This is a genomic window from Tessaracoccus bendigoensis DSM 12906, from assembly GCF_900141915.1.
Classification (GTDB): Bacteria; Actinomycetota; Actinomycetes; order Propionibacteriales; family Propionibacteriaceae; genus Arachnia; species Arachnia bendigoensis.
This window is the reverse complement of record NZ_FQZG01000028.1, coordinates 1-20580: the sequence shown is the minus strand read 5'-3', so window position 1 is coordinate 20580 and position 20580 is coordinate 1. Positions and strand designations below refer to the sequence as shown.

General features: G+C 65.4%; 21 protein-coding genes. 9 read left to right on the top strand and 12 right to left on the bottom strand.

Annotated elements, in window-relative coordinates; translation table 11 throughout:
- Window positions 1-33: 33 nt before the first annotated feature.
- The 6 genes from BUC15_RS08950 to BUC15_RS08925 all read right to left on the bottom strand — a co-directional run bounded on the left by BUC15_RS08950 (window position 34) and on the right by BUC15_RS08925 (window position 5807).
- Entirely contained in the window at window positions 34-582 is a 549-nt protein-coding gene (locus BUC15_RS08950; protein WP_073187278.1) for a hypothetical protein, read from the bottom strand.
- A gap of 152 nt (window positions 583-734) precedes the next feature.
- Entirely contained in the window at window positions 735-1907 is a 1173-nt protein-coding gene (locus BUC15_RS08945) for a lanthionine synthetase LanC family protein (protein WP_073187275.1), read from the bottom strand.
- Window positions 1904-2767, bottom strand: coding sequence for a T3SS effector HopA1 family protein (locus tag BUC15_RS08940; protein ID WP_073187273.1), 864 nt, complete (start codon window positions 2765-2767; stop codon window positions 1904-1906). The genes BUC15_RS08945 and BUC15_RS08940 overlap by 4 nt, the downstream gene beginning before the upstream one ends.
- Entirely contained in the window at window positions 2754-3710 is a 957-nt protein-coding gene (locus BUC15_RS08935) for a phosphotransferase family protein (RefSeq protein ID WP_073187271.1), read from the bottom strand. Before BUC15_RS08935 ends, BUC15_RS08940 begins: the two co-directional genes overlap by 14 nt.
- On the bottom strand, window positions 3707-3979 hold the full coding sequence (locus BUC15_RS19455) for a hypothetical protein (protein WP_073187269.1): 273 nt from the start codon (window positions 3977-3979) through the stop codon (window positions 3707-3709). The genes BUC15_RS08935 and BUC15_RS19455 overlap by 4 nt, the downstream gene beginning before the upstream one ends.
- 109 nt (window positions 3980-4088) lie before the next feature.
- A complete protein-coding gene (locus BUC15_RS08925) occupies window positions 4089-5807 on the bottom strand; it encodes a chymotrypsin family serine protease (RefSeq protein WP_073187266.1) in 1719 nt (572 codons plus the stop codon).
- A 311-nt stretch (window positions 5808-6118) separates the two neighbouring features.
- On the opposite strand from BUC15_RS08925, the gene BUC15_RS08920 reads away from it, so the two are divergent.
- The gene (locus tag BUC15_RS08920) at window positions 6119-6559 is read left to right on the top strand and encodes a DUF485 domain-containing protein (RefSeq protein WP_084189469.1); all 441 of its coding nucleotides are present in this window, start codon (window positions 6119-6121) and stop codon (window positions 6557-6559) included.
- Between the two features lie 3 nt (window positions 6560-6562).
- Window positions 6563-8182 carry a solute symporter family protein gene (locus tag BUC15_RS08915; protein WP_073187264.1) on the top strand — a complete coding sequence of 540 codons (1620 nt, stop codon included), beginning with the start codon at window positions 6563-6565 and terminating at the stop codon, window positions 8180-8182.
- Window positions 8183-8259: 77 nt separating this feature from the next.
- Here the strand turns inward: BUC15_RS08915 and BUC15_RS08910 are convergent, their stop codons facing one another.
- Window positions 8260-8691 carry a VOC family protein gene (locus BUC15_RS08910; protein ID WP_073187261.1) on the bottom strand — a complete coding sequence of 144 codons (432 nt, stop codon included), beginning with the start codon at window positions 8689-8691 and terminating at the stop codon, window positions 8260-8262.
- Window positions 8692-8792: 101 nt separating this feature from the next.
- Between BUC15_RS08910 and metX the strand changes: the two genes are divergently transcribed.
- Window positions 8793-9926 carry a homoserine O-acetyltransferase MetX gene (gene metX, locus BUC15_RS08905; RefSeq protein WP_073187258.1) on the top strand — a complete coding sequence of 378 codons (1134 nt, stop codon included), beginning with the start codon at window positions 8793-8795 and terminating at the stop codon, window positions 9924-9926.
- Window positions 9923-10528: a methionine biosynthesis protein MetW gene (gene metW / locus BUC15_RS08900; protein ID WP_073187256.1), complete on the top strand. Its 606-nt coding sequence runs from the start codon at window positions 9923-9925 to the stop codon at window positions 10526-10528. The genes metX and metW overlap by 4 nt, the downstream gene beginning before the upstream one ends.
- Window positions 10529-10533: 5 nt before the next feature.
- On the opposite strand, the gene BUC15_RS08895 is transcribed toward metW, so the two are convergent.
- Window positions 10534-11424 (bottom strand): 5'-3' exonuclease, encoded by an 891-nt coding sequence (locus BUC15_RS08895; protein ID WP_217652182.1) that lies wholly within the window; start codon window positions 11422-11424, stop codon window positions 10534-10536.
- Window positions 11425-11467: 43 nt separating this feature from the next.
- On the opposite strand from BUC15_RS08895, the gene lnt reads away from it, so the two are divergent.
- The 3 genes from lnt to BUC15_RS08880 are packed head-to-tail and all read left to right on the top strand — an operon-like array spanning window position 11468 to window position 14345.
- The gene (lnt, locus tag BUC15_RS08890) at window positions 11468-12982 is read left to right on the top strand and encodes an apolipoprotein N-acyltransferase (RefSeq protein WP_084189468.1); all 1515 of its coding nucleotides are present in this window, start codon (window positions 11468-11470) and stop codon (window positions 12980-12982) included.
- Window positions 12983-13015: 33 nt separating this feature from the next.
- Complete coding sequence (locus tag BUC15_RS08885) at window positions 13016-13795, top strand: polyprenol monophosphomannose synthase (protein WP_073187252.1); 780 nt, start codon at window positions 13016-13018, stop codon at window positions 13793-13795.
- A gap of 4 nt (window positions 13796-13799) precedes the next feature.
- Complete coding sequence (locus BUC15_RS08880) at window positions 13800-14345, top strand: FxsA family protein (protein ID WP_175558278.1); 546 nt, start codon at window positions 13800-13802, stop codon at window positions 14343-14345.
- 61 nt (window positions 14346-14406) lie between these two features.
- Here BUC15_RS08880 and BUC15_RS08875 read toward each other — a convergent pair whose 3' ends face one another.
- The 3 genes from BUC15_RS08875 to BUC15_RS08865 all read right to left on the bottom strand — a co-directional run bounded on the left by BUC15_RS08875 (window position 14407) and on the right by BUC15_RS08865 (window position 17176).
- A complete protein-coding gene (locus BUC15_RS08875) occupies window positions 14407-14748 on the bottom strand; it encodes an RNA polymerase-binding protein RbpA (protein WP_073187247.1) in 342 nt (113 codons plus the stop codon).
- Between the two features lie 56 nt (window positions 14749-14804).
- Entirely contained in the window at window positions 14805-15572 is a 768-nt protein-coding gene (locus BUC15_RS08870) for a glycerophosphodiester phosphodiesterase family protein (RefSeq protein WP_073187245.1), read from the bottom strand.
- A gap of 62 nt (window positions 15573-15634) precedes the next feature.
- Window positions 15635-17176 (bottom strand): helix-turn-helix domain-containing protein, encoded by a 1542-nt coding sequence (locus tag BUC15_RS08865; RefSeq protein WP_073187243.1) that lies wholly within the window; start codon window positions 17174-17176, stop codon window positions 15635-15637.
- 149 nt (window positions 17177-17325) lie between these two features.
- Between BUC15_RS08865 and lpdA the strand changes: the two genes are divergently transcribed.
- Both lpdA and BUC15_RS08855 read left to right on the top strand, forming a co-directional pair.
- On the top strand, window positions 17326-18726 hold the full coding sequence (gene lpdA, locus BUC15_RS08860; protein ID WP_073187318.1) for a dihydrolipoyl dehydrogenase: 1401 nt from the start codon (window positions 17326-17328) through the stop codon (window positions 18724-18726).
- 121 nt (window positions 18727-18847) lie between these two features.
- A complete protein-coding gene (locus tag BUC15_RS08855; RefSeq protein WP_073187240.1) occupies window positions 18848-19801 on the top strand; it encodes an aldo/keto reductase in 954 nt (317 codons plus the stop codon).
- A gap of 8 nt (window positions 19802-19809) precedes the next feature.
- Here the strand turns inward: BUC15_RS08855 and BUC15_RS08850 are convergent, their stop codons facing one another.
- Window positions 19810-20256, bottom strand: coding sequence for a PTS sugar transporter subunit IIA (locus BUC15_RS08850; RefSeq protein WP_073187238.1), 447 nt, complete (start codon window positions 20254-20256; stop codon window positions 19810-19812).
- Window positions 20257-20580 lie beyond the last annotated feature (324 nt).

Here is a 20580-nt window from a genome sequence, read left to right as displayed (position 1 = left end):
TAACCAAGCTTGCCACAAGCGGGGCGCTGATGCTCAAGCCACGACAACTCGCCCAAGCCGCCCACCCCGGCCAGAGGCCGGTTCCGGTGGCGGCTCCTTGCAGAAGAGGTGCGCCAAATCCGGGCCGATCTCCTGTTCCATGACCTCGCAGGCCCCGAGAACCCTCAGCCTGCGTCTGGCAGCCGTTGCGGTCTCCGCACCGAGGTCGATGACCACAGCGGACTGGTTGGCCGCCAGCCCCTCACCGAGAAGGCTCAACGGTTCCTCTGGAACCCCACGCTCGACCAGCAACCCGGCCAAGGCCCGGATCCCGTCGCCCGCGAAGAGGTCCATGGACGTGGCAACGATCCCCATGAGGCCACCGACCAGGGCACCACGCCCTTCCGGACGGTCCTTCAACACCACGAAGGCCGACAACCCCAGTTGGATTCGGAGGATCGCCGAGCTCCCGACCCGCCCGGGAAAGGCGCCCCCCAACACCTCCACGGCCTGCGAAGCGCCGTCCACGGTGCCGAACCGCGCAATCAGGACACAGCGGGCGTCAGGGGCTGTGACGGTCGGCAGGCGGGCCGGAGCCATCATGGTTTCCCCTCTCTGGGTTCAGTGCCCGGGATCGGCGTCGACCCCGAACCCCAATTGCAGCACTTCCGGCCCGCAAATGCGCGCATTGGCTGGAGATTCCGCGCGGCGTGTCGCAAACCGGCATGCCTCGGCCACAGGCAATGCCCCCAAGGTCACCTCCCTGTCACCGCTCGAACAGATCCGGACTGCCGGAAAGGTCCGAGAAGGCTGAGGGTGCCCATACCGGTCGGGTCCGCGAGCCGGGTCAACAGGAGGGCCGTGCCCGCCACCCCGACGAAGAGTCCCAGGCAGCCTGGCGCTTTCAACCCAGAGGGCCACTCAAGTGGGTCCTCCGGGGCCGTGGCCAACAGATCGACCGCGATGCGTCTGGCAGCCTGCAGGTGACCAGGCTCGTCCCAGACCTCGGCTGCCTGCACCAGCACGTCGAGCAACCCTCCCGCCCCGTGGCAGAGCGTGAGCCCGTAGGGCACCGACGCCAGCCCACCCTTCCTCGCCACTCCCACGGCCCTGGTCAGCTCGCGGCCACAGGCGAGGACGGCGGCAGAAGCTTCGGCTGCGACTGCGTCGGCAGGGTAGTCGAGGTCGAGGCCCATGCGGGCCAGTTCCAGCAGCCGCAGCCGGGTGGCCCCGATGCCCCCGGCGCCATGGCACCACAGCACGGGATATCCGCCGCCGTCCGCCCTCAGGTCGGGCCACCCATGGACGGGGTCGTACCAGGCCGACTCCCAGCGCAGGGCATCGCCGATGAGGGGCACCGCGACCGGGGCGACCGACGGGTAGGCCACCGCGGCCTCTGCAAGCGCGATCGCGATCCCCGAGGCTCCGTGCGCCAGTCCGCACAGCGGTCGATCCGCAGGCAGCCTCGGGTCACCCCAGCAGGCCATGTCGTCGATGCGTACCGCAGCCCGTGCCAAGGCTTCGACGAGGCAGGCCACCCGGTCGGTGTCTGTGCTGCCCGTGCGAACCAGGACGAGTAGATCGCCTGCGATCCCGTCGCCCAGATCGTTTCCGCGATCCACATCGGACGAGGGAAGCGTTCCACCTCCGGCCAGCACGGTGCCCGCCGCACCACCTAGCAGCCCCGGCGGTTCGGCCCCGGTCACCACCTGGCCGGGGTCAACCCCCATAAGACGCATCGCCCACGCGATCCCGACGTTGCCGTCGTACAGCGAGGGCCGGGTGCAGTTCAGGCCAACGGGGTCTGCGTTCGCATCCAGTTCCCAGGTGCCCCAACCGACCCTCTCACCGTCCGAGACGCGATGCGCGGACAAGACCGCGAGGCAGCGTCCGGCCGCCTCGGCGAGAACCACCGCCTCGCCGGTCACAGCTCACCCCGCAGGTGGGGACGGGCAGGGTCGAGCCCGGCCGCTTCGAAGGAGGCGCCCGCCGCGGCCACCGCGTCCCCTCCGGTGCGGAAGGCGTCATGCAGAAGACGGCAGCGCCACTGCCCGAAGCTGTCCTCGCTCTCCGGGTCTTCGGCCCATGAGATCCCGTGCGCAAGTGCCGCTGTGAAGGGCACCGTCCGACCGGGCGCGAGGGAGTCAGCCATCGCCGCGACCACCAGCGGGGTCGCGACGCCACGATCCACGTCGTGGAAATAGCAGACCGCCGCGTCGGTCCGGGCCAGGGCCAAGGAAGAAGAGGGCGTCTTAAGGGTCCACGAGATCCCCGCCCCGTCGAGGACCGGCGGCAGCTTCCTGGCCACGTCAAGGATCCTCTCCGGAGCGACCGTGAGATAGATCCGGGTCACATCCGGTGCGGTGCGGGTCAGGTCCCAGCCGCCGCCCCAGGCCCGCCACCATCCGTCGGCCTCGTAGCCGCCCGACCGATCGACGCCCACCACCACATCACCGACACGTGCGGGCAGGCCGGGACGCCCCGGCGTCCAGTGGTCGCCCCGGGAGAGCGCCCTTGTGCCGCCGTCAGGCGTCTTGACGACCACAGTGTCGGCCTGCCCGACTGCCACGACGCGACACTCGCCGAGCCAGATCCGCGTGCCTGGGTGGGCGAGGCGCAACCGACCGGAAAGCGGGGGAGTCCCCAACGGTTCATCTGGCAGGCTGAGGCCTCTGGGCGCCGCCCACCACCTGCTGTACAGGGCATCGCCGTCGCGATCAGGCGCGGCGATCCCCGACCAGACGGCATGCGCCTCACGGATGTGCGCGATGTCGTCAGGGGAGAACATCTGCACCCTCCATCCGGAACCTGGCACAGAGTGCCTCGACCTCGGCGAGCAGTCGGGTCACCGTCCCATCGGCGTCCGGCATCGACCCGACGGCGAACGCCCCGACGGCCTGCTGGTAGGCCGCCACCAGCGTCCGGACGCAGAGCATCGCAGCCCCAGGTGGCTCAGCCGGCCCGCCCGCCACCCGGTAGGAATCCAGCAGCCGGGCCCAAGCCACCGAAAACCACGTAGGGGCCACGAAGCGTGCCATCAGGTTCGCCCCGGCAAGGTCCCATGACGGATCTCCAATGCCTGAACCTTCCCAGTCGATGAGCCGGACCGTGCCGTCCGGGCCGAGGATCGCGTTCATGGCACTAACGTCACCGTGGGTCCAGGCGCCGCCCTTCCAGGCTCCCTTCACCGACGCGGTGACGTCTCCAAGCCCGCGCGCCGTCTCGATGACCCGCGTCGGCACCTCGTGGAACCGTGCCGTGTCCATGTGACCGGGGAGTTCGTCCAGCAGGGGCCAGGGCAGCCTCATAACGGGGGCACCGGGTGAGACGGGGACGAGGTGCAACCCGGCCAACGCCTTGCCCACCGAGGCAAAGGCGTCCGACAAGGCCTCGACGTCGCCGACCGTGGCCAGTTCGGCAAGGCTCGTCCCCACGACAGGGGTGAGCCACAACCCATCTGCGTCGGTCAGCGGCAGGACCGCGGGCGAAGGGCACAGGCCCTGGATGAGGCCGAGCACCTCGGACTCGCGCGCCACGGCGTCGTCTCCGTCCATCGCGGCCGCCTGCCCGGTGCTCTTCACGTAGGCGACAGGGGCACCGTCGACCTCAACGCGATGCACGAAGTTTGAGGCGCCGATCGCATGCACGCTCACCCGGCCTTGCAAGGCGCCTCCAGCGTCCACGAGCCCACCACGGACGGCGCGGGCCAGCACCGTTGCGGCCTGTGTCACGTCTGAGGATCCTGCTTCACGATCCTCATCTCCCGCACATCGGTGGACACCCCGTCGATGGTGGCAGGGATGAGTTCGGCCTCGGGGATCTCCGTCAGCGGGCGCTTGTGTGCGACGAAGACCACGAGTGCCCCTTCGCCGGTGGGCTCGCCTCCTTCGTACGACTCGTCGATGTCGACCCCCGTCACTCCGGGCAGGTTCAACAGGTCGTCCTCCACCCGTTCCTTCACGGCCCGGATCCGTGCCCGCTCCGTCTCTGAGATGGCCATCTTCGGCTCCTGTTCTCCCGGTCCTGATTCTTGCAAGGCGCAAGTCGGCCTGTGTGCGTTGTGACGAATCGGTACCCGGCGACCCATGGTCGCCGGGTACCGGGAAGCGTCACTGTTCCTGTTCGCCGCCCAGTTGCTCGAGGGCCGACAGATAGCCGGCCCAGAAGGCCTGATCGGCTCCGGTATCGCCCTGCGCTCCCGGGCCGAAGTCGACGGGGAAGTCGCCACAGGCAAGGCTCGGGCAGCCTTGCAGGCTGGGGCAGCCGAAGAGGCTCGGGCAACCAAACTTGCTCGGGCAGTTGAACAGGCTCGGGCAGCCGTAGATGGTCGGGCAGTTGAAGTTGGTTGGGCAACCCAACCTGCTCCAGCAGCCGATCCGGGTCGGGCAGTCCAGCCTGGTTGACGGGCACCCGATGATCCGGCTGGGGCAGGTGTACAGCGAAGGCAGGAGGGTTGCGGACACGTCCTGACCCACGACGCCTGATGCCTCTTCCCTAGCGGCGGCGTAGCCTTCGGCGTAACCCGCCTGGTAGGCGGTGTCGCCACCCGAGTCGTCGCCCTCGGACGTGCCGTAGCCGTAGTCCTCCGGCTCGCCCTGGCCTGCGAACGGCCGACCAACGGGCCAGTCGCCCGGCCACCCGTTGCAAAGGATGGACACCTTGGTCGGGCAGATCGTGATCTTGGACCTGCACAACGCGATGTTGGAGAAGCAGATGGTCGGCTTCGTGGGGCAGATCAGGCGGGACTTGAGACAGATGATCGCATTCGTGGGGCACGTGATGATCACCTTGGACGGTACACAGAACAAGGTGGGCGCGGGGCCTGGCACCGGTGTCTTGGTCAGCAGCGTGACGTCCAGTTCCGACAGTGCCGCCGCGATCGGGTTTGCGAAGGTGGTGGAGCCGTCGGTCGAACCGGCAAACAGCAGGCCGACGACTTCCGCATTGTCGTTTACGACCACCGAGCCGGAGTCGCCGCCATTGGAGAATCTGGTGGACTTCGTGGTGTCGGTGGCGATTCGGATCTGCTTCTTCAGGGTGCGCGTCCCGATGCCGTGACCGTAGTCGAGGCTGACCGTCGCGTCGACCGAGACGACCTGGCCATAGGTGAGTTCGGTCGTGCGGCCGCGCTTGCGCACGGGCATGTTCACGCTCGCAAGGGCGGAGCCCAACACGTCACCGATCCCCTGGATCTCCGCACTCCAGGCTTTGCCGGCATCGATTGTCGTGACCGAACCGTCCACGTTCTCAGACAGGACGGCGCGGGTCAGGGCACCGAACGCCTGCGTCGAAGGGTTGCCACCATCGGGACGCCCAGGCTGGACCTGCCTGTCGCTGGCCGTCCACGCGGTGTCGACCGCGGCGACGTGGAAGTTTGACAGCGCCATCGTCGCCCCGGAGGCGTTGTCTTTCACCAGGGCACCGAAGGTGCCGACCATGGTGTAGTTGCCTGCCTGCTCCACCTCGGGAGGCTCAAGGTAGAAGGTCCGGGAAGGGCCCATCGAGATGCCTCCGACCAGGGTCGGGTAGGCCGCAGGGTCGACGAGAGCCGCGTCGTCCAGCGGCTGCCAGGCGGGTTGGAGCTCGATGACCATCTCCTGGACGTCTGTCTTGATGCCGTTGATCTCCTTCGGCACCTTGTCAGCCTCCCGCAACTCACCAAGCGGCAGCTTGTGTGTCACGTAGACGACGATCGCCAACTCCCCGGTCGGTTTCCCTTTCGAGACTTTCGGGGCGATGTCGACCATGTTCACACCGTCGATGGCGATCAGCTCGTCCTCGACCCGGGACTTCACCGGACGTATCGCGGCCAGCAGCTCGTTGTTCATCACCGCTCCCTTCTCGACGGGACGGCACCGTACCGATCCCGGCAACACCTATCAGGAGCCGCCAGGGGCTCTGGTGATACACAATCCGCCTCATGAATCCGACCCGGTTTCCTACCGGCGCGACTATTGCCCAACTTTCTTGTCACAATTTGCCGGTGCGCCCAATCCCGGATATTCCCCGACTGGAGAGGAGATGCGCGGCAGGGTGCGCCATCTCACGAACCGCACGGATTCCAGTTTTGGGCCCCAAATGGTTTACTCTTCCACCAGTTGGGCCAACGGCGGCCCACCGGACACAAGGAGGTGTCAGAATGGCGCATCTCGAGTTCGGGGACCCAAGCAAGGACCCCGTCGCACCCGATGAGACAGAAGCTCATCTTCCTCATGACCATTGGCCACTGCCTGAGATCACGAGCGTCTCAGACGGCCCCAAGCACGACCCGACGGTCAACGAGTTCCTCGCCACGGCAGCCACCCCGGAGTTCCAGAAGCTCAGGGCCACCTTCCGGGGCTTCGCGTTCCCGATGACGATCGCGGGATTGACGTCCTATTTCGTCTACGTCGTTCTGTCGATCTTCGCGCCGAACTTCATGGGCACTCCTCTATTCGGCGCCCTAAGCATCGGTATGACCATCGGCCTGGCTCAGTTCGCTGTCACCTGGATCTGGACTGCGGTCTACGTCAGATTCGCCAGTCGGCGCCTCGACCCCATCTCCACCGCACTCAAGGCCGACCTGGAAAAGGTGATCTGACCCATGCAGATTCTTGAATCCGGGTATGGAAACCCGGCAATCAACATTGCGGTGTTCGCGGTATTCGTCATTGCCACGATGGCGATCGTCATCATCGTTACCCGGCAGAAGCAGAAGGCGGCCGATTTCTACACCGGGGGCGCAGCCTTCTCCGGCAGACAGAACGGTCTCGCCATCACCGGCGATTACCTCTCGGCAGCCGCATTCCTGGGCGTGACCGGCGCCGTCGCACTCTACGGCTATGACGGCCTGCTGTACTCAGTGGGCTTCTTCGTCGCCTGGATCCTGGCCCTGTATCTGGTGGCTGAACCGCTCCGCAACACCGGCAAGTACACCATGGCCGATGTGCTCAGCTTCCGCATGAACCAGAAGCCCGTCCGCACGGCCGCCGCCACCTCCACCCTTGTGATCTCGTTTGTGTATCTGCTGGCCCAGATGGCGGGCGCCGGCGGCCTCGTGGCACTGCTGCTCGGCGTCTCTGACAAGGCTACCCAGTCACTGGTGATCGCTCTGGTGGGCGCCTTGATGGTGGTCTACGTCCTGATCGGTGGCATGAAGGGCACCACGTGGGTCCAGATGATCAAGGCGGTTCTGCTGGTCCTCGGGGCCCTTACCATGTCCATTCTCGTCATGTCGAACAGCGGCTTCAACCTGTCCGCGCTGCTCGGGCAGGCACAGTCAGCCGCCCTCGATCCGGCGTTTGGGAACGGAACCGATGTTCTTCAGCCAATGCAGCAGTACGGGGCGAGTATCTGGACGAAGTTGTCCTTCCTGTCCCTCTCGATCGCGCTGGTTGCCGGTCCTTCCGGCCTTCCGCATGTCCTGATGCGCTTCTACACGGTGCCCACGGCCAAGGAGGCCAGGCGCTCAGCCGTCTGGGCGATCGTCTTGATCGGCGCGTTCTTCATCATGACCCTCATCCTCGGGATGGGGGCCGCGAAGCTGGTCGGCCAGCAGGCCATCGTGGCGGCCCCGGGCGGGGCGAACTCGGCAGCGCCGCTGTTGGCGCTCAGCCTCGGGGGAGAGGTCTTCATGGGGGTGATCTCCGGCGTCGCGTTCGCCACGATCCTTGCGGTCGTCGCGGGCCTGACCATCACGGCATCGGCCTCATTCGCCCACGATGTGTACAACTCGATCCTGAAGGGCGGCAAGGCGGCACCGGAGCAGGAGGTCAAGGTCGCCAGGATCACCTCGATCGTGATCGGGGTGCTGGCGATCCTCGGTGGAATCCTCGCAAACGGCCAGAACATCGCGTTCCTGATCTCGCTGGCCTTCGCCGTCGCGGCCTCGGCGAACCTGCCGTCGATCCTCTACACGATGTACTGGAAGAGGTTCAACACGAGGGGATCTGTGTGGAGCATCTACACCGGCCTCATCAGCTCGATCGTGCTGATCGTGTTCTCGCCGTCGATCTCCGGATCGAAGACGTCGATGCTCGGCGAGGCCGTCAACTTCGCGTGGTTCCCCCTGACAAATCCGGCCCTGATCTCGGTGCCGCTGGCCTTCCTGGCTGGCTGGCTCGGCACCGTGACAGCGAAGAAGGGCAGCGATCAGGATCTGGCCACGGAGATGGAGGTCCGTTCGCTGACGGGCGCAGGGGCGGGCGAGTCGATCGCGCACTGATCTTCTTCACTTGTCCCATCGGGGCGCTTCCGCTTCCGCGGGGGCGCCCCGGTCGTCTGTCTGAACCCAGAGCGGGGTCACACGATGCAGAACTCGTTGCCCTCGGGGTCGGCCATCACGATCCAGTAGCCGATGGACGGGTCGTCGAAGACCGCCAAACGGGTTGCGCCAGCGGCGACCAGTTCATCCGCCCGCTCCGACATCAACCCATGGTCCTTGTTCATCCGGTCGGTCGACACCCTGACGTCCAGGTGCACCCGGTTCTTCACCACCTTCGGTTCAGACACCTTCTGGATGAATACCCTCGGCCCGATGCCGTCCGGGTCGACGATGGCGTTGGCGTCATTCCAGCGCTCTGGAGGTAGTACCCAGGCCGTGAGCGCCTCTTCCCACGTGGCATGCGGGGTCGGCGGGGCTTCGCGTTCATAGCCGAGCGCGAGCGACCAGAACTCGCCCTGGGCCTGGGGATCTGCCGCGTCCATCGTCACGCTGAATCTGGAACCATTCATGTGCTGAGTCTCCAACCGGATGGGGCTTCAGGCAAGGGTTCTGGTAGCTCACCCACGGTCACCGTGGCCGAAGCGGTCGCCGGGTAGGCAAGAATAGGGGGGTGAGCGGAGAATCCCTCGGCATCGTCGAGACCCGAATCGTGACCGTGTTCGACCGGGACGATCCCCTGCGAATGCGCAGCGGGGCCACGCTCGCGCCGGTCGAGGTCGCCTACGAGACGTACGGCGAGTTGAACAGCGACGCCACCAACGCCGTCTACATCTGCCATGCGCTGACCGGGGATGCGCACGCGGCCGGCTTCCACGAAGGCGACACGCGCCCCGGCTGGTGGGACAACATGATCGGCCCTGGACGCCCCATCGACACCGACCGATGGTTCGTCGTCGCCTCCAACATCCTGGGAGGGTGCCGGGGCACGACGGGTCCGTCCTCGCTGAACCCAGCCACGGGTGAGCCCTACGCGCTCGACTTCCCGCTGCTGGACATGGCCGACTTCGTGGAGGTGCACCGCGCGCTCGCCCGGCGCCTCGGAATCAGGAGCTTCGCGGCGGTCGTCGGGGGATCGCTCGGAGGGATGCAGGTGCTGCAGTGGGCCTTGAGCCACCCGGCAGAGATGGGCAGGGCCCTGATCTTCGCCGCCTCGTCCCGGCTGACCGCGCAGAACATCGCATTCAGTGCGGTCGGTCGGCAGGCGATCATGCGCGACTCAGGTTTCAGCGAGGGCAAGTTCCTCACCCGCGGGACCTCTCCGTCGAAGGGCCTGTCGGTTGCGCGGATGATGGCCCACATCACTTACCTGTCCGAGGAGGCGTTCCAGGAGAAGTTCGGGCGGTCGGCCCAAGGCGGCGAGCTGTCGCCCAACTTCGGAATCGACTTCGCCGTCGAGAGCTACCTCGAGCACCAGGGGCAACGGTTCCTGAGCCGCTTCGATCCGCTCAGCTACCTCTACCTGACCCGCGTCATGGACTACTTCGACCCGTTCGCAGACCCGCACGTGATTGACGCTCTGGCCGCCGATCCCGTGCGGTTCCTGGTGGTCAGCTTCGACACCGACTGGCGCTTCTCGACGGAACACTCCCGCCGAATCGTCCGGCATCTTGAAGGTTCCAGGGTGCCGACGTCCTTCCGGGAAATTCACTCGCCGTGGGGACATGACTCGTTCCTCCTTGAGATCGACGACTATCACGCGACCGTCCGGGCATTCCTCGACCGGGCCGCTGAGGAGCTGGCATGACCGAGCGGTTCAGGGCCGACCTGGCCATCATCGCCGATCTCATCCCCGAGGGATCGCGGGTGCTTGATCTCGGCTGCGGCAACGGCGACCTCCTGCGGCTCCTCAGCGAGAAGGGGTGCACCGGGACCGGGGTCGACGTCGATCCGTCAAACGTGCTCGCGTGCCTCCGCCACGGGGTCAACGTCATCGACCTCGACCTGGACACGCAGTTGGGCGAGTTCGGCGACGACTCCTACGACTTCGTGGTGTTGTCCCGCACGTTGCAGACGGTCTACAAGCCGCGAAGGGTGCTCTCAGAGATGGGCAGGATAGCCGTGCATTCCCTCGTGTCGATGCCAAACTTCGCGCACTGGCGCAACCGGTTGAGGCTGCTCCGCGGCAGGATGCCGATGTCGAAGGACCTGCCATTCGAGTGGTACGACACCCCGAACCTGCACCACTCGTCTATCCCCGACCTTGAGCCGCTGTTCGCGAGTCTTGACATGGTGATCGATCGACGTATCCCGTTGGACGCCGACGGCCATCGCCACCGCGCAGGCAACATCGGGGCCAACCTCCTGGCCAGTTCGGTGCTGTTCATGCTCCACGCCGCGCGCCCCTGATTGGCTCAGGCCAGTAGCTGCGCCAACCTGGTCATGGAGCCGCCGAGCCCCAGCTCGGAGGTCAGCACCGAGACGGCGTCGTCGTCTACAGGGGTGCGCCGCAAGGGTGGCAACCCGAGCGAGTCGACGCAGGTGACAACCTCCCTCGCCCGGACGAGGTAGTCGACGTCGGCCAACAACTTCGAACGCATGGAAGGCGACATGCCCGACGACGCGGTTGCCGCCGCCTCGACCATAGACTCAAGGCTTGGGTAGGTGCCCACGAGTGAGGCCGCGGACTTCTCCCCGATCCCTTTGACCCCCGGTAGCCCGTCGCTGGGGTCACCGCGGAGCACGGCGAAGTCCACGTACCGTTCCGGGGCAACCCGATACTTCGCGGCGAGCACCGCGGGGGTCACCAGTTCGTGTTTCGCCACCCCTCGTGCGACGTAGACGACGGAGGTGTCGTCATCGACCAACTGGAACAGGTCACGGTCCCCGGTGACCACCAGGCCGGGTCCCTCATGCTGGCGTGCCATGGAGGCGAGCACATCGTCTGCCTCATGGTCGGCGACGCCGACCACCGGGATCCCGAGGGCCGAGAGACAGGCGCGGATGAGCGGCACCTGGATGCTGAGGTCGTCGTCGACCGACTCCTGCTCGGTCCCTTCGACTTCGACCACGCGGTGCGCCTTGTACGTCGGCACCAGTTCCACCCGCCAGCCCGGCCGCCAATCGTCGTCCCAAGCGCAGGCGATGAGGTCGGGCCGGTACTGCCCTATCAGCCTGCCGATGAAGTCGAGCGTCCCCCGTACCGCGTTGACGGGGCGCCCATCCGGCGCGCGGAACGTCGACGGAACCCCGAAGAAGGCCCTGAAGTACAGGTATGACGTGTCGAACGCCATCAGAGTGCTCATCTGCCCATGCTGGCACACCCTGGGAGCCGGGTAGGCTTCGTCCGTGCTGACCCGCCCAACGTTGCCCCCACTGCTGATGCTGGTGCTCTCGGTCGCCGCCGGCCTCCTGCTCGGGCTCGGTCAGGCGCCGATGGGGGTTTGGCTAGCCACCATCGTCGGGGTCGCGTTGTTGACCTGGTTGATGATCGGGTTGCGTGGAAGGACGGCCTTCGGGTGGGGCACATTGGCGGGCCTGGCTCTCAACACCCTCACCATATCGTGGGTCTCGGTGCTGGGGGTGTGGGTCGCGGTCGCGTTGGTGGCGTTCATGGCACTCTGGTGGGGGCTGCTAGGGCTGATCGTCTCCCGCCTCGTCACGCTGAGGGGCTGGGCCTTCCTGGTGCCGGCCGCCTGGGTCGCGATCGAGTTCGGTGCGGGCAGTGTTCCTTTCGGCGGCTTTCCCTGGCTCCGCCTGGGCCACACCACGGTCGACCAGCCGATGAGCGGCTTCCTCTCGTTGGTCGGCGTCACCGGAGTCTCCTACCTGGTCGCTCTCGTCGGCGTGCTGGGGCTGTGGGCCGCGACCACGCCGACGGTGCGGATCAAGTCGATCGCAGGCATCGTGGCGTTGTTCGTGGTGGGTGGCCTCGCGAACCTGCTGCCACAGAAGCAGCCTGAGCAGTCGGTGACGGTGGCAATGGTCCAACCCAACGTCAACCGGGCCGAGAAGGGCAGCAGCTCGTATGCCCGTTCGGTGACCAACAATGCGCTCAGCGAAACGATCTTCGCGACCGCCCTGGCCCGGACGCAGGGCGAGAAGGTCGACTTCGTGCTCTGGCCGGAGAACGCCACCGACGTTGATCCGGTCAACGATGCAGAGACGAGACGCCTGGTCGAGTTGTCCGCAGCGATCGCGGAGGTGCCCATCTTCGTCGGCGCGGTCACCGACGGTCCCAAGCCAGACACCAGGCAGACCTCCAGCATCTGGTGGGACCCGCAGACCGGCCCGACGGCGACCTACCACAAACGCAACCTGGTGCCGTTCGGCGAGTACATCCCATTCCGCGAACAGCTGTTGCCGGTGCTGCCGATCCTGCGGCAGGTAGGTCGCGATTCGGTCCCTGGAGAAGGGTCAGGCGTCGTCGAAGTCGCGACGGGGGAGTACGGGCATCTGAGGGTGGGAACCATCATCTGCTTCGAGCTAGCCTATGACGACACCGTCTACGACCTGATCCGCGACGGCGCCGAGGTGATCGTCTCCCAGTCCAACACGAACACCTATGTCGGCACCTTCGAACCCCACCAGCAGTTGGTTCTGAACCGGGTGAGGGCCATGGAGACCGGGCGCGAGGTTCTGGCCAGCACGCTCAACTCCTACTCGGCCGTGATCGACACCCACGGACGCATCGTCGAGCAGGCCGAGGAGTTGGATGCGGCAACTCTGATCGCCACCGTCCCGTTGCGCTACAACGTCAACCTGTCGGTGCGGCTGAACCCCACAATCTCCTGGCTCGCGGTTGCCGCGACCCTCCTGGCACTTGGTGCCACCATCGTCCGGAAGCGACCCGACCCCCGCTAGCATTGATGGAAAATCGAAACCCCAAGGAATCAAATGACCTCGCAGGAATCCCTCGGCCGGGTGCTCGTGATCATCCCGACGTACAACGAGTCCCAGAACATCGAGAGCATCACAAGCCGGATCCGTCGCGCCGTGCCCGAAGCCGACATTCTGGTGGCAGATGACAACTCCCCGGATGGCACCGGCCAGCTAGCCGACCGCCTCGCCGCCGAGGACGACCACATCATCGTGATGCACCGCAAGGGTAAGGAGGGCCTGGGCGCCGCCTACCTGGCAGGCTTCCACTACGGTCTGGACAACGGGTACGGCGTGCTGGTGCAACACGACGCCGACGGCTCGCACCAACCGGAGGAACTGCCGCGGCTGCTGCAGGCCCTCGCGGACGGCGCAGACATGGTGAAGGGTTCGCGCTGGGTCAAGGGCGGCTCGGTGGTCAACTGGCCCAAGTCGCGAGTGTTCATCTCCAAGGGAGGGTCGCTGTGGACCCGGCTCTGGCTGGGCATCCCCGTCAAGGACGCCACCGGCGGGTTCAACGCCTACAAGGCCGACACCCTTCGCGGAATCAGCCTCGACGAGGTGGCCTCGGCCGGCTACTGCTTCCAGATCGATCTGGTCTGGCGAACCATCCGACACGGCTTCAAGGTCGTCGAGGTGCCCATCGAGTTCGTGGAACGCGAATTCGGCGATTCCAAGATGAGTAAGAACATCGTCGTCGAGGCACTGATCCGAACCACCTTGTGGGGCGTCGAATACCGGGCCGGGCAGGTCGCCAAGGGCGTGCGCAGGGCACTTGGCCGATCGAAGAAGGGTTGATGCTTTGAAGGCGAGGCAGCGGGGACGGTTGTGGCTGGGGGCGACCAGCCTCGCGGCGATTGCGTACGTCGTCGCGGAGGTCGCCGCCCTCATCTGGGTCGCGGGGGAGATCGGCTGGTGGACACTCCTGATTCTTCTCTTGACCAGTCTCCTCGGGATCTACCTTCTGCAACGCGAGTGGCGCAAGACCTGGGGCGCCTTGTCCGAGTCCCTGCGCTCCGGGCAACTCCCGTCCGGACAGATGGCCGATGCCAGCCTGATCCTCGTCGGTGGCCTCCTGCTCATTCTGCCGGGGCTCCTGTCAGACATTGCGGGAGCCCTGCTGCTCCTGCCGTTCACCAGGCCCTTCATCCGGTCCGCCATCTCGTGGTGGGCGGCGCGCGCTCTTCGCAACGGCGGCGCCACCGCAACGGTCATCAAGGGGGAGACGGTGGATGTCTTCGAGCCACCGATCCCGTCCATCGACATCCCGAACCAGCAGGGCCAGGGCGTCGACGGTGAACACGTCGTGATCGAAGGCCTCATCATCGAACCCGGCGACGAGCGGTAGCCGTCCGGTGACAAGATTCGCCCGCCCCTGCCTATCGGCAGGGGCGGGCGAATCTGTGTGATCAGTAGATCCGATCGGACTCGCGCAGCTTCGTCAGCTGCTCGGCGAGTATGTCTTCCAGCTCCGGGATCGAGCGGCGTTCACGCAGCATGTCCCAGTGGGTGCGCGCAGGCTTCTCGACCTTCTCCTCTCCTACCACGCCATCCGAGCGTCGAGCCACCTGGCCGCACTTCTTGCACTCCCATTCGGTCGGGAGTTCGGCCTCGACCGAGAAGGTGATGGTGAAGTGGTGGCCTTTCGGACAATCGAACGCGAGCGTCTGACGCTCGGCGAACTCGACGCCCTGCTCGTCCTCGAAGGTCTTCGAGCCGAGCCCCACGCCACGTAGTGCACGATCTGCCATGTTCCCTCCTTCGTTAATATCGCAATGTACAACGACTCGGAGGGCCGAATCGTTCCCTACCGAGTAGACCACATACCCCGGGCCCGGAGTACCTCTTTCAACAAATCCGGCCGGTCGGTGACGATCCCGTCCACACCCCAGTCGATCAGGCGGTGCATGGTGGTCGGGTCGTCGATGGTCCACACGTGCATCTTCCGCCCGGCTGCGTGCGCCCGGGCGATCGTTCCCGGCGTGACGAGGTCAAAGGTCGTGGGGCCGACGGCCTGCGTGATCGGCACCTGATAGACCTGCCCACCCTTGGAGATGCGCCCCATCAGGAGCGCTGCGCAACCGAGGCTGGAGACCGCGGTTGGCACGCTGGGGAGCAACGCCCTGAAGCGTTTGATCCGGGCCCTGGAGAACGAGCCGACACACACGCGGTGTTCAGCACCGTGGCGGCTGACGGCGTCCGCGAGCACCTCCACGGCCGGATCATGTTTCAGGTCGATGTTGAAATGGGCTGTGGGAAAGGTTTCGAACAGTTCGTCGAGGCTCGGAATCGGTTCCCGACCGCCGACGCGCAACTCACGCACCTCGCTGGAGTTCAGTTCGCCGAGCGTCCCGTCATAGCCTGTGACCCGCTCCAGGTTCTCGTCATGGAACGCGTAGAGCCGACCGTCGGCCGAAACATGGACATCGGTCTCCAGGTAGCTGAACCCCAGGTCCACGGCGTTTCGGAAAGCACGGATCGTGTTCTCGATGCCCAGGTTGGCGGTGAGCAACGAGCCACCGCGATGGGCCATCGCGGTGAACGGGGGCGACAGGTAGTCTCCATACACGGCCATGGTGGCAGATTCTACGCTGAACGGCCCAAATGGCCACTTCGTGCAACAAAGTCCGAAAAAGATCAGTCGTCGCTGGACGGATCCCCCCAGAAGACGTTGATGTTTGCCCCCAACTTGTTCAGCCGGTGGGGGAGGTCCTCGTAGCCACGGTTGATGACGTAGACGTCCATCAGGTTGGTTGTTCCCCTGGCCGCGAGCGCCGCGAGCAGCACACACACCGCAGGACGAAGCGCCGGGGGAGTGTCGATCTGACGACCCCTCCACGCGGTGGGTCCGATGATGAGCAACCGGTGCGCATCCATGAGCTGGATGTTCGCGCCCAGCTCGGAGAGTTTCGAGAGGTGGATCGCCCGGTTGTCGTAGACCCAGTCGTAGATGACGCTCTGGCCGGTCGCGGTCGCGCAGATCACGGCGAAGAAGGGGAGGTTGTCGATGTTGAGGCCAGGGAAGGGCATCGGATGGATCTTGTCCAGCGGTGCGTGCAGGTCGGACGGTATCACGGTCACGTCGACCAGTCGGGTCTTGCCGTTTCGGCTGGTGTACTCGTCGCTGAGCTCCAGCACCTGACCCATCTCGTCGAGGACGGCGAACTCCACCTCGAGGAACTCGATGGGACAGCGTCGAACCGTTATCTCCGACTTCGTCACGATCCCCGCGGTGAGCAGGCTCATCGCCTCGATGGGATCCTCAGAGATGAAGTACTCGACATCCTCATTGATCGACTCGACGCCATGGATGGTCAAGGTGGTGGTGCCGACCCCGTCGATCCTGACGCCGAGGAGTTCCAGGAAGAAGCACAGGTCCTGGACCATGTAGTTTCCCGAAGCGTTGCGCAGCACCGTGATGCCCGGAGTGCGAGCAGCAGCCATGATTGCGTTCTCGGTGACCGTGTCACCGCGCTCGATGAGCGTGATCTGTCGTTCCGCGCTGGTGTCGCGCTCGACGCGCGCATGGTAGTTGCGGTCGGTCGCGGTGACCGTCAGCCCCAGTTTGCTGAGAGCCGCCATATGTGGGTGCACAGTGCGGGCTCCGAGGTCACAACCTCCGGCATAAGGCAGCTTGAAGTCATCGAACTCGTGCAGCAGGGGGCCGAGGAACATCAGGATGCTGCGGGTCCGTCGGGCTGCGCGCTCATCGATCTTCTCAGGGGCGAGTCGCTCGGGCCGGACGATCTCAAGGTCGTTGCCCTCGCCTATCCAGTTGAGTGAGACTCCGATCGATGTCAGCACCTCGCTGATCCGGTCGACCTCCTCGATGCGGGCGATGCCCCGGAGCACCGTGCGCCCGTGATTGAGGAGGCTCGCGCACATGATTGCCATGGCGGCATTCTTTGAGGTTCGCACATCGATCTCGCCGCTGAGGGTGGTCGGGCCCTGGATCTCGAAGTTCACGCTGCCCTGCGTCGCGGTCTGGATCAGCGGCATGTCCAGCGCTTCAGCCAGGCGGTCGATCATGCTCAGCGAGAGGTTCTGTTGGCCGGCCTCAATCCGGTGGACGGCGCTTTGTGCCGTGCCGAGTTCTTCCGCCAACTTCTTCTGGGACCAGCCACGCGCGGTGCGGGCGTCGCGAATCATCCGACCGATGGACTCACTAGTTGCGCTCATCGCCACAGGGTATCTCATGTGTGAGATTGTCGGGTGATTTTCGTAGTCGTTCGAGTGTTGCCGGGCCGTGCAGCCAGATGTATCGAAGCTCTCACAACTGCGGCTCAACCCATGGGTTCCAGCCTCGAATCGTCGCTAGAGTGGGCACCATGAGCTCAGAATTTGACGTCGTCGTCCTCGGCGCGGGCCCCGGCGGCTACGTGGCCGCCATCCGCGCCGCCCAGCTTGGCCTAAAGGTCGGCATCATCGAGAAGCGCTATTGGGGAGGGGTGTGCCTCAACGTGGGCTGCATCCCCACCAAGTCGCTACTGCGCAACGCAGAACTCGCACACATCTTCAACCACGAGGCCGACACTTTCGGGATCGAGGGTGAGGTGACGTTCAGCTACAACAAGGCCTTCACCCGCAGCCGTGCGGTGTCTGACCGGATGACCAAGGGCATCCACTTCCTGATGAAGAAGAACAAGATCACCGAGCTCAACGGCTGGGGGACGTTCCTCGACGCGAACACCATCGAGGTGGAGGCCGACTCCGGAGAGAAGCGGCAGGTGCGGTTCACCAACGCGATCGTCGCGGCTGGCGCCACGACGCGGATGCTGCCCGGCACCCAGCGCTCGGCCAATGTTGTGACCTATGAGGAGCAGATCCTGTCCGACTCTGTCCCGGATTCGATCATCATCGGCGGGTCCGGCGCCATCGGCACCGAGTTCGCCTACGTTCTCAGCCAGTTCGGCACGGATGTGACGATCGTGGAGTACCTCGACCGGATGGTCCCGACAGAGGACGCCGAGGTCTCGTCGGAGCTCGCCAAGGCCTACAAGAAGCTGGGCATCAAGGTCCTGACCTCCACGAAGGTCGAGGGCATCGAGGACACCGGATCGGGCGTGCGGGTAACCGTCAGCCCCGCCAAGGGCGGTGACCAGTCGGTGCTCGAAGCCGACCGTTTCCTCTCAGCGATCGGGTTCGCGCCGCGCGTCGACGGCTACGGACTGGAGAACACCGGCGTTGCCCTGACCGAGCGGCGGGCGATTGCGATCGACGACCAGATGCGCACGAACGTACCCAACATCTTCGCGATCGGCGATGCGACCGGAAAGATGATGTTGGCGCACACCGCCGAGGCGCAGGGCGTCATCGCGGCCGAGGCGATCGCAGGGCGTGAGACCCATCCGATCAACTACGACATGATCCCGCGGGCAACATACTGCCAGCCCCAGGTCGCCTCCTTCGGGTACTCCGAGCAGCAGGCCCGCGACAAGGGCTACGAGGTGAAGGTGTCGAAGTTCCCGTTCGCAGCCAACGGGAAGGCGTGGGGGCTCGGCGACGGCAGTGGCTTCGTCAAGATCGTCGCGGATTCCCGTTACAACGAGATTCTGGGCGCTCACATGATCGGGCCGGACGTCACTGAGCTGTTGCCCGAGTTGACGCTCGCCCAAGCCTACGACCTGACCACAGACGAGGTCGGCCACAACATTCATGCCCACCCGACGCTTTCCGAAGCGATCAAGGAAGCTGTGGAGGGCATCGGCGGCCAGATGATCAACTACTGACGAGGGGGCGGCGACGCCGGGACCCGGCGTCGCCACCCCGTCAGCGGCTCATCGCCGCCCGTCCACCAAGATCCACCCCGACGGCGGGTCTCTGGTGAGCCTTGGTCGTTAGAGTGGGGTCATGGAGATACGAAACGTCGGTCGGTCGGATCTGCGGGTCAGCGTCGTGGGAATGGGGTGCAACAACTTCTCAAGGCGCGGCACCCACACCGAAACGCTCGAGGGCAGCACCGAGGTGATCCGGACGGCGATCGATGCCGGAATCACGTTCTTCGACGGAGCCGATATCTACGGGTCCACCCCGGGGCGGAGCGAGGAATTCCTGGGGGCTGCCCTCGAAGGCGTCCGAGACGAAGTGGTGCTCGCCACGAAGTTCGGCCACCAGGACTACGCCATGCCCGGCACGGAAGACTGGGGACCCAAAGGCGGCGCACGCTACATCAGGAGGGCCGTGGAGGCGTCACTTCGACGACTGCGCACCGACCGCATCGACCTGCTACAGATGCACACCCCTGACCCGGAGACACCGATCGAAGAGACCTTGGCCGCGCTGACCGACCTGGTGGGCCAAGGGAAGGTCCTCTACCTGGGGCACTCCAACTTCACCCCTGAGCAGGCCCGGGATGCCGCTGCCGCCTCGGAGCAGGACGGAAACGAATCATTCATCTCCACACAGAACGAGTATTCCCTTGTCGCCAGGGAATTCGAGGCGCTCATGGCCCCGGTGGCCGACGAGTTCGGACTCGGCGTGTTCCCCTATTTCCCGTTGGCCAACGGGCTGCTGACCGGAAAATACACCCGTGCAGGCGGGGGAGAGGGTCGGTTGACGAGGCAGAAGCCTGCTTTGTTGGCTGCGACCGACTGGGACCAGTTGGAGGCCTACCAGGCCATCTGCGACGACGCGGATCGCTCGATGCTGGAGGTCACCTTCCAGTGGCTACTGTCGCGCCCGAACATCTCATCGGTCATCGCAGGGGCCACGCAGATCAGCCAGGTGATGCAGAACACCGCCGCCGGTCGCAGCGTCGTGTCGACCGATGTCCTCGATGCCGTCGATGCTCTATTCGCCCCCTGAGTAGCTGGTCAGCGCCACTCGAACAGGGGTGTTCCGGCCACGATGTCCCGGCCGATCACATCCGATGAGATGGAATCGGCCGCCTGGTCCATCAGCACAACGACGACTGTGCCCTCCATGTCCGGGTCCGTGATCTTGGAAGGATCCCAGGCCACGATGGGTTCACCTGCCTGCACCGATTGACCTTGTTCGGCCAGGACATCGAACAGTCGACCTTCGAGGCGCACCGTGTTGATGCCCAGGTGCACCAGGACTCCGACGGAATCATCAACGAGCAGGATGAACGCATGAGGGTCGAGTTTCAGGAGTTTCCCGTCCGCGGGGGCGACGACGACCTGTCGGCCGTCGACTGGCTCGATACCGACCCCTGGACCGACCAGTTGGGCTGAGAACGTCGGGTCTCTGACGTCGGCGATCGCAACCACCCGGCCGTCACAGGGCGAAAGAAGCGGCATGGTCTGGTCCCTTCAGATTCAAGGTGCTACCGCCGAGCGTAACCAACCAAGAAGGGCGGCGCCGGGTCCGGATCGAAACGTTGCGGATCCGAAACAGAACTCGTCACACCCGCGTTCGACGCTACCGGCCACTTGTCCGATAAGCAACATTATGTCAGTTCGCGCTTCCCGACGACGAGCTTCGATCCTCGTCTGAAGTGCCAGCGCGCTTCTGCGAGGGCACCCGACGCGAGGCCGGACACATCAAAATCGACCAGTGGTCGATTCTCCCCCGTCTGACCACGAAGATCGGCCAATGCCTTGTCGCGCGAGCCCCGGACGCGG

Excerpts from the sequence above, each read along its gene's own strand:
- BUC15_RS08870 (WP_073187245.1), bottom strand. The coding sequence starts at position 15,572 with ATGGCCGTGTATGGAGACTACCTGTCGCCCCCGTTCACCGCGATGGCC.
- BUC15_RS08950 (WP_073187278.1), bottom strand. The coding sequence starts at position 582 with ATGATGGCTCCGGCCCGCCTGCCGACCGTCACAGCCCCTGACGCCCGC.
- BUC15_RS08865 (WP_073187243.1), bottom strand. The coding sequence starts at position 17,176 with ATGAGCGCAACTAGTGAGTCCATCGGTCGGATGATTCGCGACGCCCGC.
- BUC15_RS08910 (WP_073187261.1), bottom strand. The coding sequence starts at position 8,691 with ATGAATGGTTCCAGATTCAGCGTGACGATGGACGCGGCAGATCCCCAG.
- BUC15_RS08895 (WP_217652182.1), bottom strand. The coding sequence starts at position 11,424 with ATGAGCACTCTGATGGCGTTCGACACGTCATACCTGTACTTCAGGGCC.
- BUC15_RS08920 (WP_084189469.1), top strand. The coding sequence starts at position 6,119 with ATGGCGCATCTCGAGTTCGGGGACCCAAGCAAGGACCCCGTCGCACCC.
- lpdA (WP_073187318.1), top strand. The coding sequence starts at position 17,326 with ATGAGCTCAGAATTTGACGTCGTCGTCCTCGGCGCGGGCCCCGGCGGC.
- BUC15_RS08855 (WP_073187240.1), top strand. The coding sequence starts at position 18,848 with ATGGAGATACGAAACGTCGGTCGGTCGGATCTGCGGGTCAGCGTCGTG.
- BUC15_RS08850 (WP_073187238.1), bottom strand. The coding sequence starts at position 20,256 with ATGCCGCTTCTTTCGCCCTGTGACGGCCGGGTGGTTGCGATCGCCGAC.
- BUC15_RS08875 (WP_073187247.1), bottom strand. The coding sequence starts at position 14,748 with ATGGCAGATCGTGCACTACGTGGCGTGGGGCTCGGCTCGAAGACCTTC.
- BUC15_RS08940 (WP_073187273.1), bottom strand. The coding sequence starts at position 2,767 with ATGTTCTCCCCTGACGACATCGCGCACATCCGTGAGGCGCATGCCGTC.
- BUC15_RS08885 (WP_073187252.1), top strand. The coding sequence starts at position 13,016 with ATGACCTCGCAGGAATCCCTCGGCCGGGTGCTCGTGATCATCCCGACG.
- BUC15_RS08915 (WP_073187264.1), top strand. The coding sequence starts at position 6,563 with ATGCAGATTCTTGAATCCGGGTATGGAAACCCGGCAATCAACATTGCG.
- BUC15_RS19455 (WP_073187269.1), bottom strand. The coding sequence starts at position 3,979 with ATGGCCATCTCAGAGACGGAGCGGGCACGGATCCGGGCCGTGAAGGAA.
- BUC15_RS08925 (WP_073187266.1), bottom strand. The coding sequence starts at position 5,807 with ATGAACAACGAGCTGCTGGCCGCGATACGTCCGGTGAAGTCCCGGGTC.
- metW (WP_073187256.1), top strand. The coding sequence starts at position 9,923 with ATGACCGAGCGGTTCAGGGCCGACCTGGCCATCATCGCCGATCTCATC.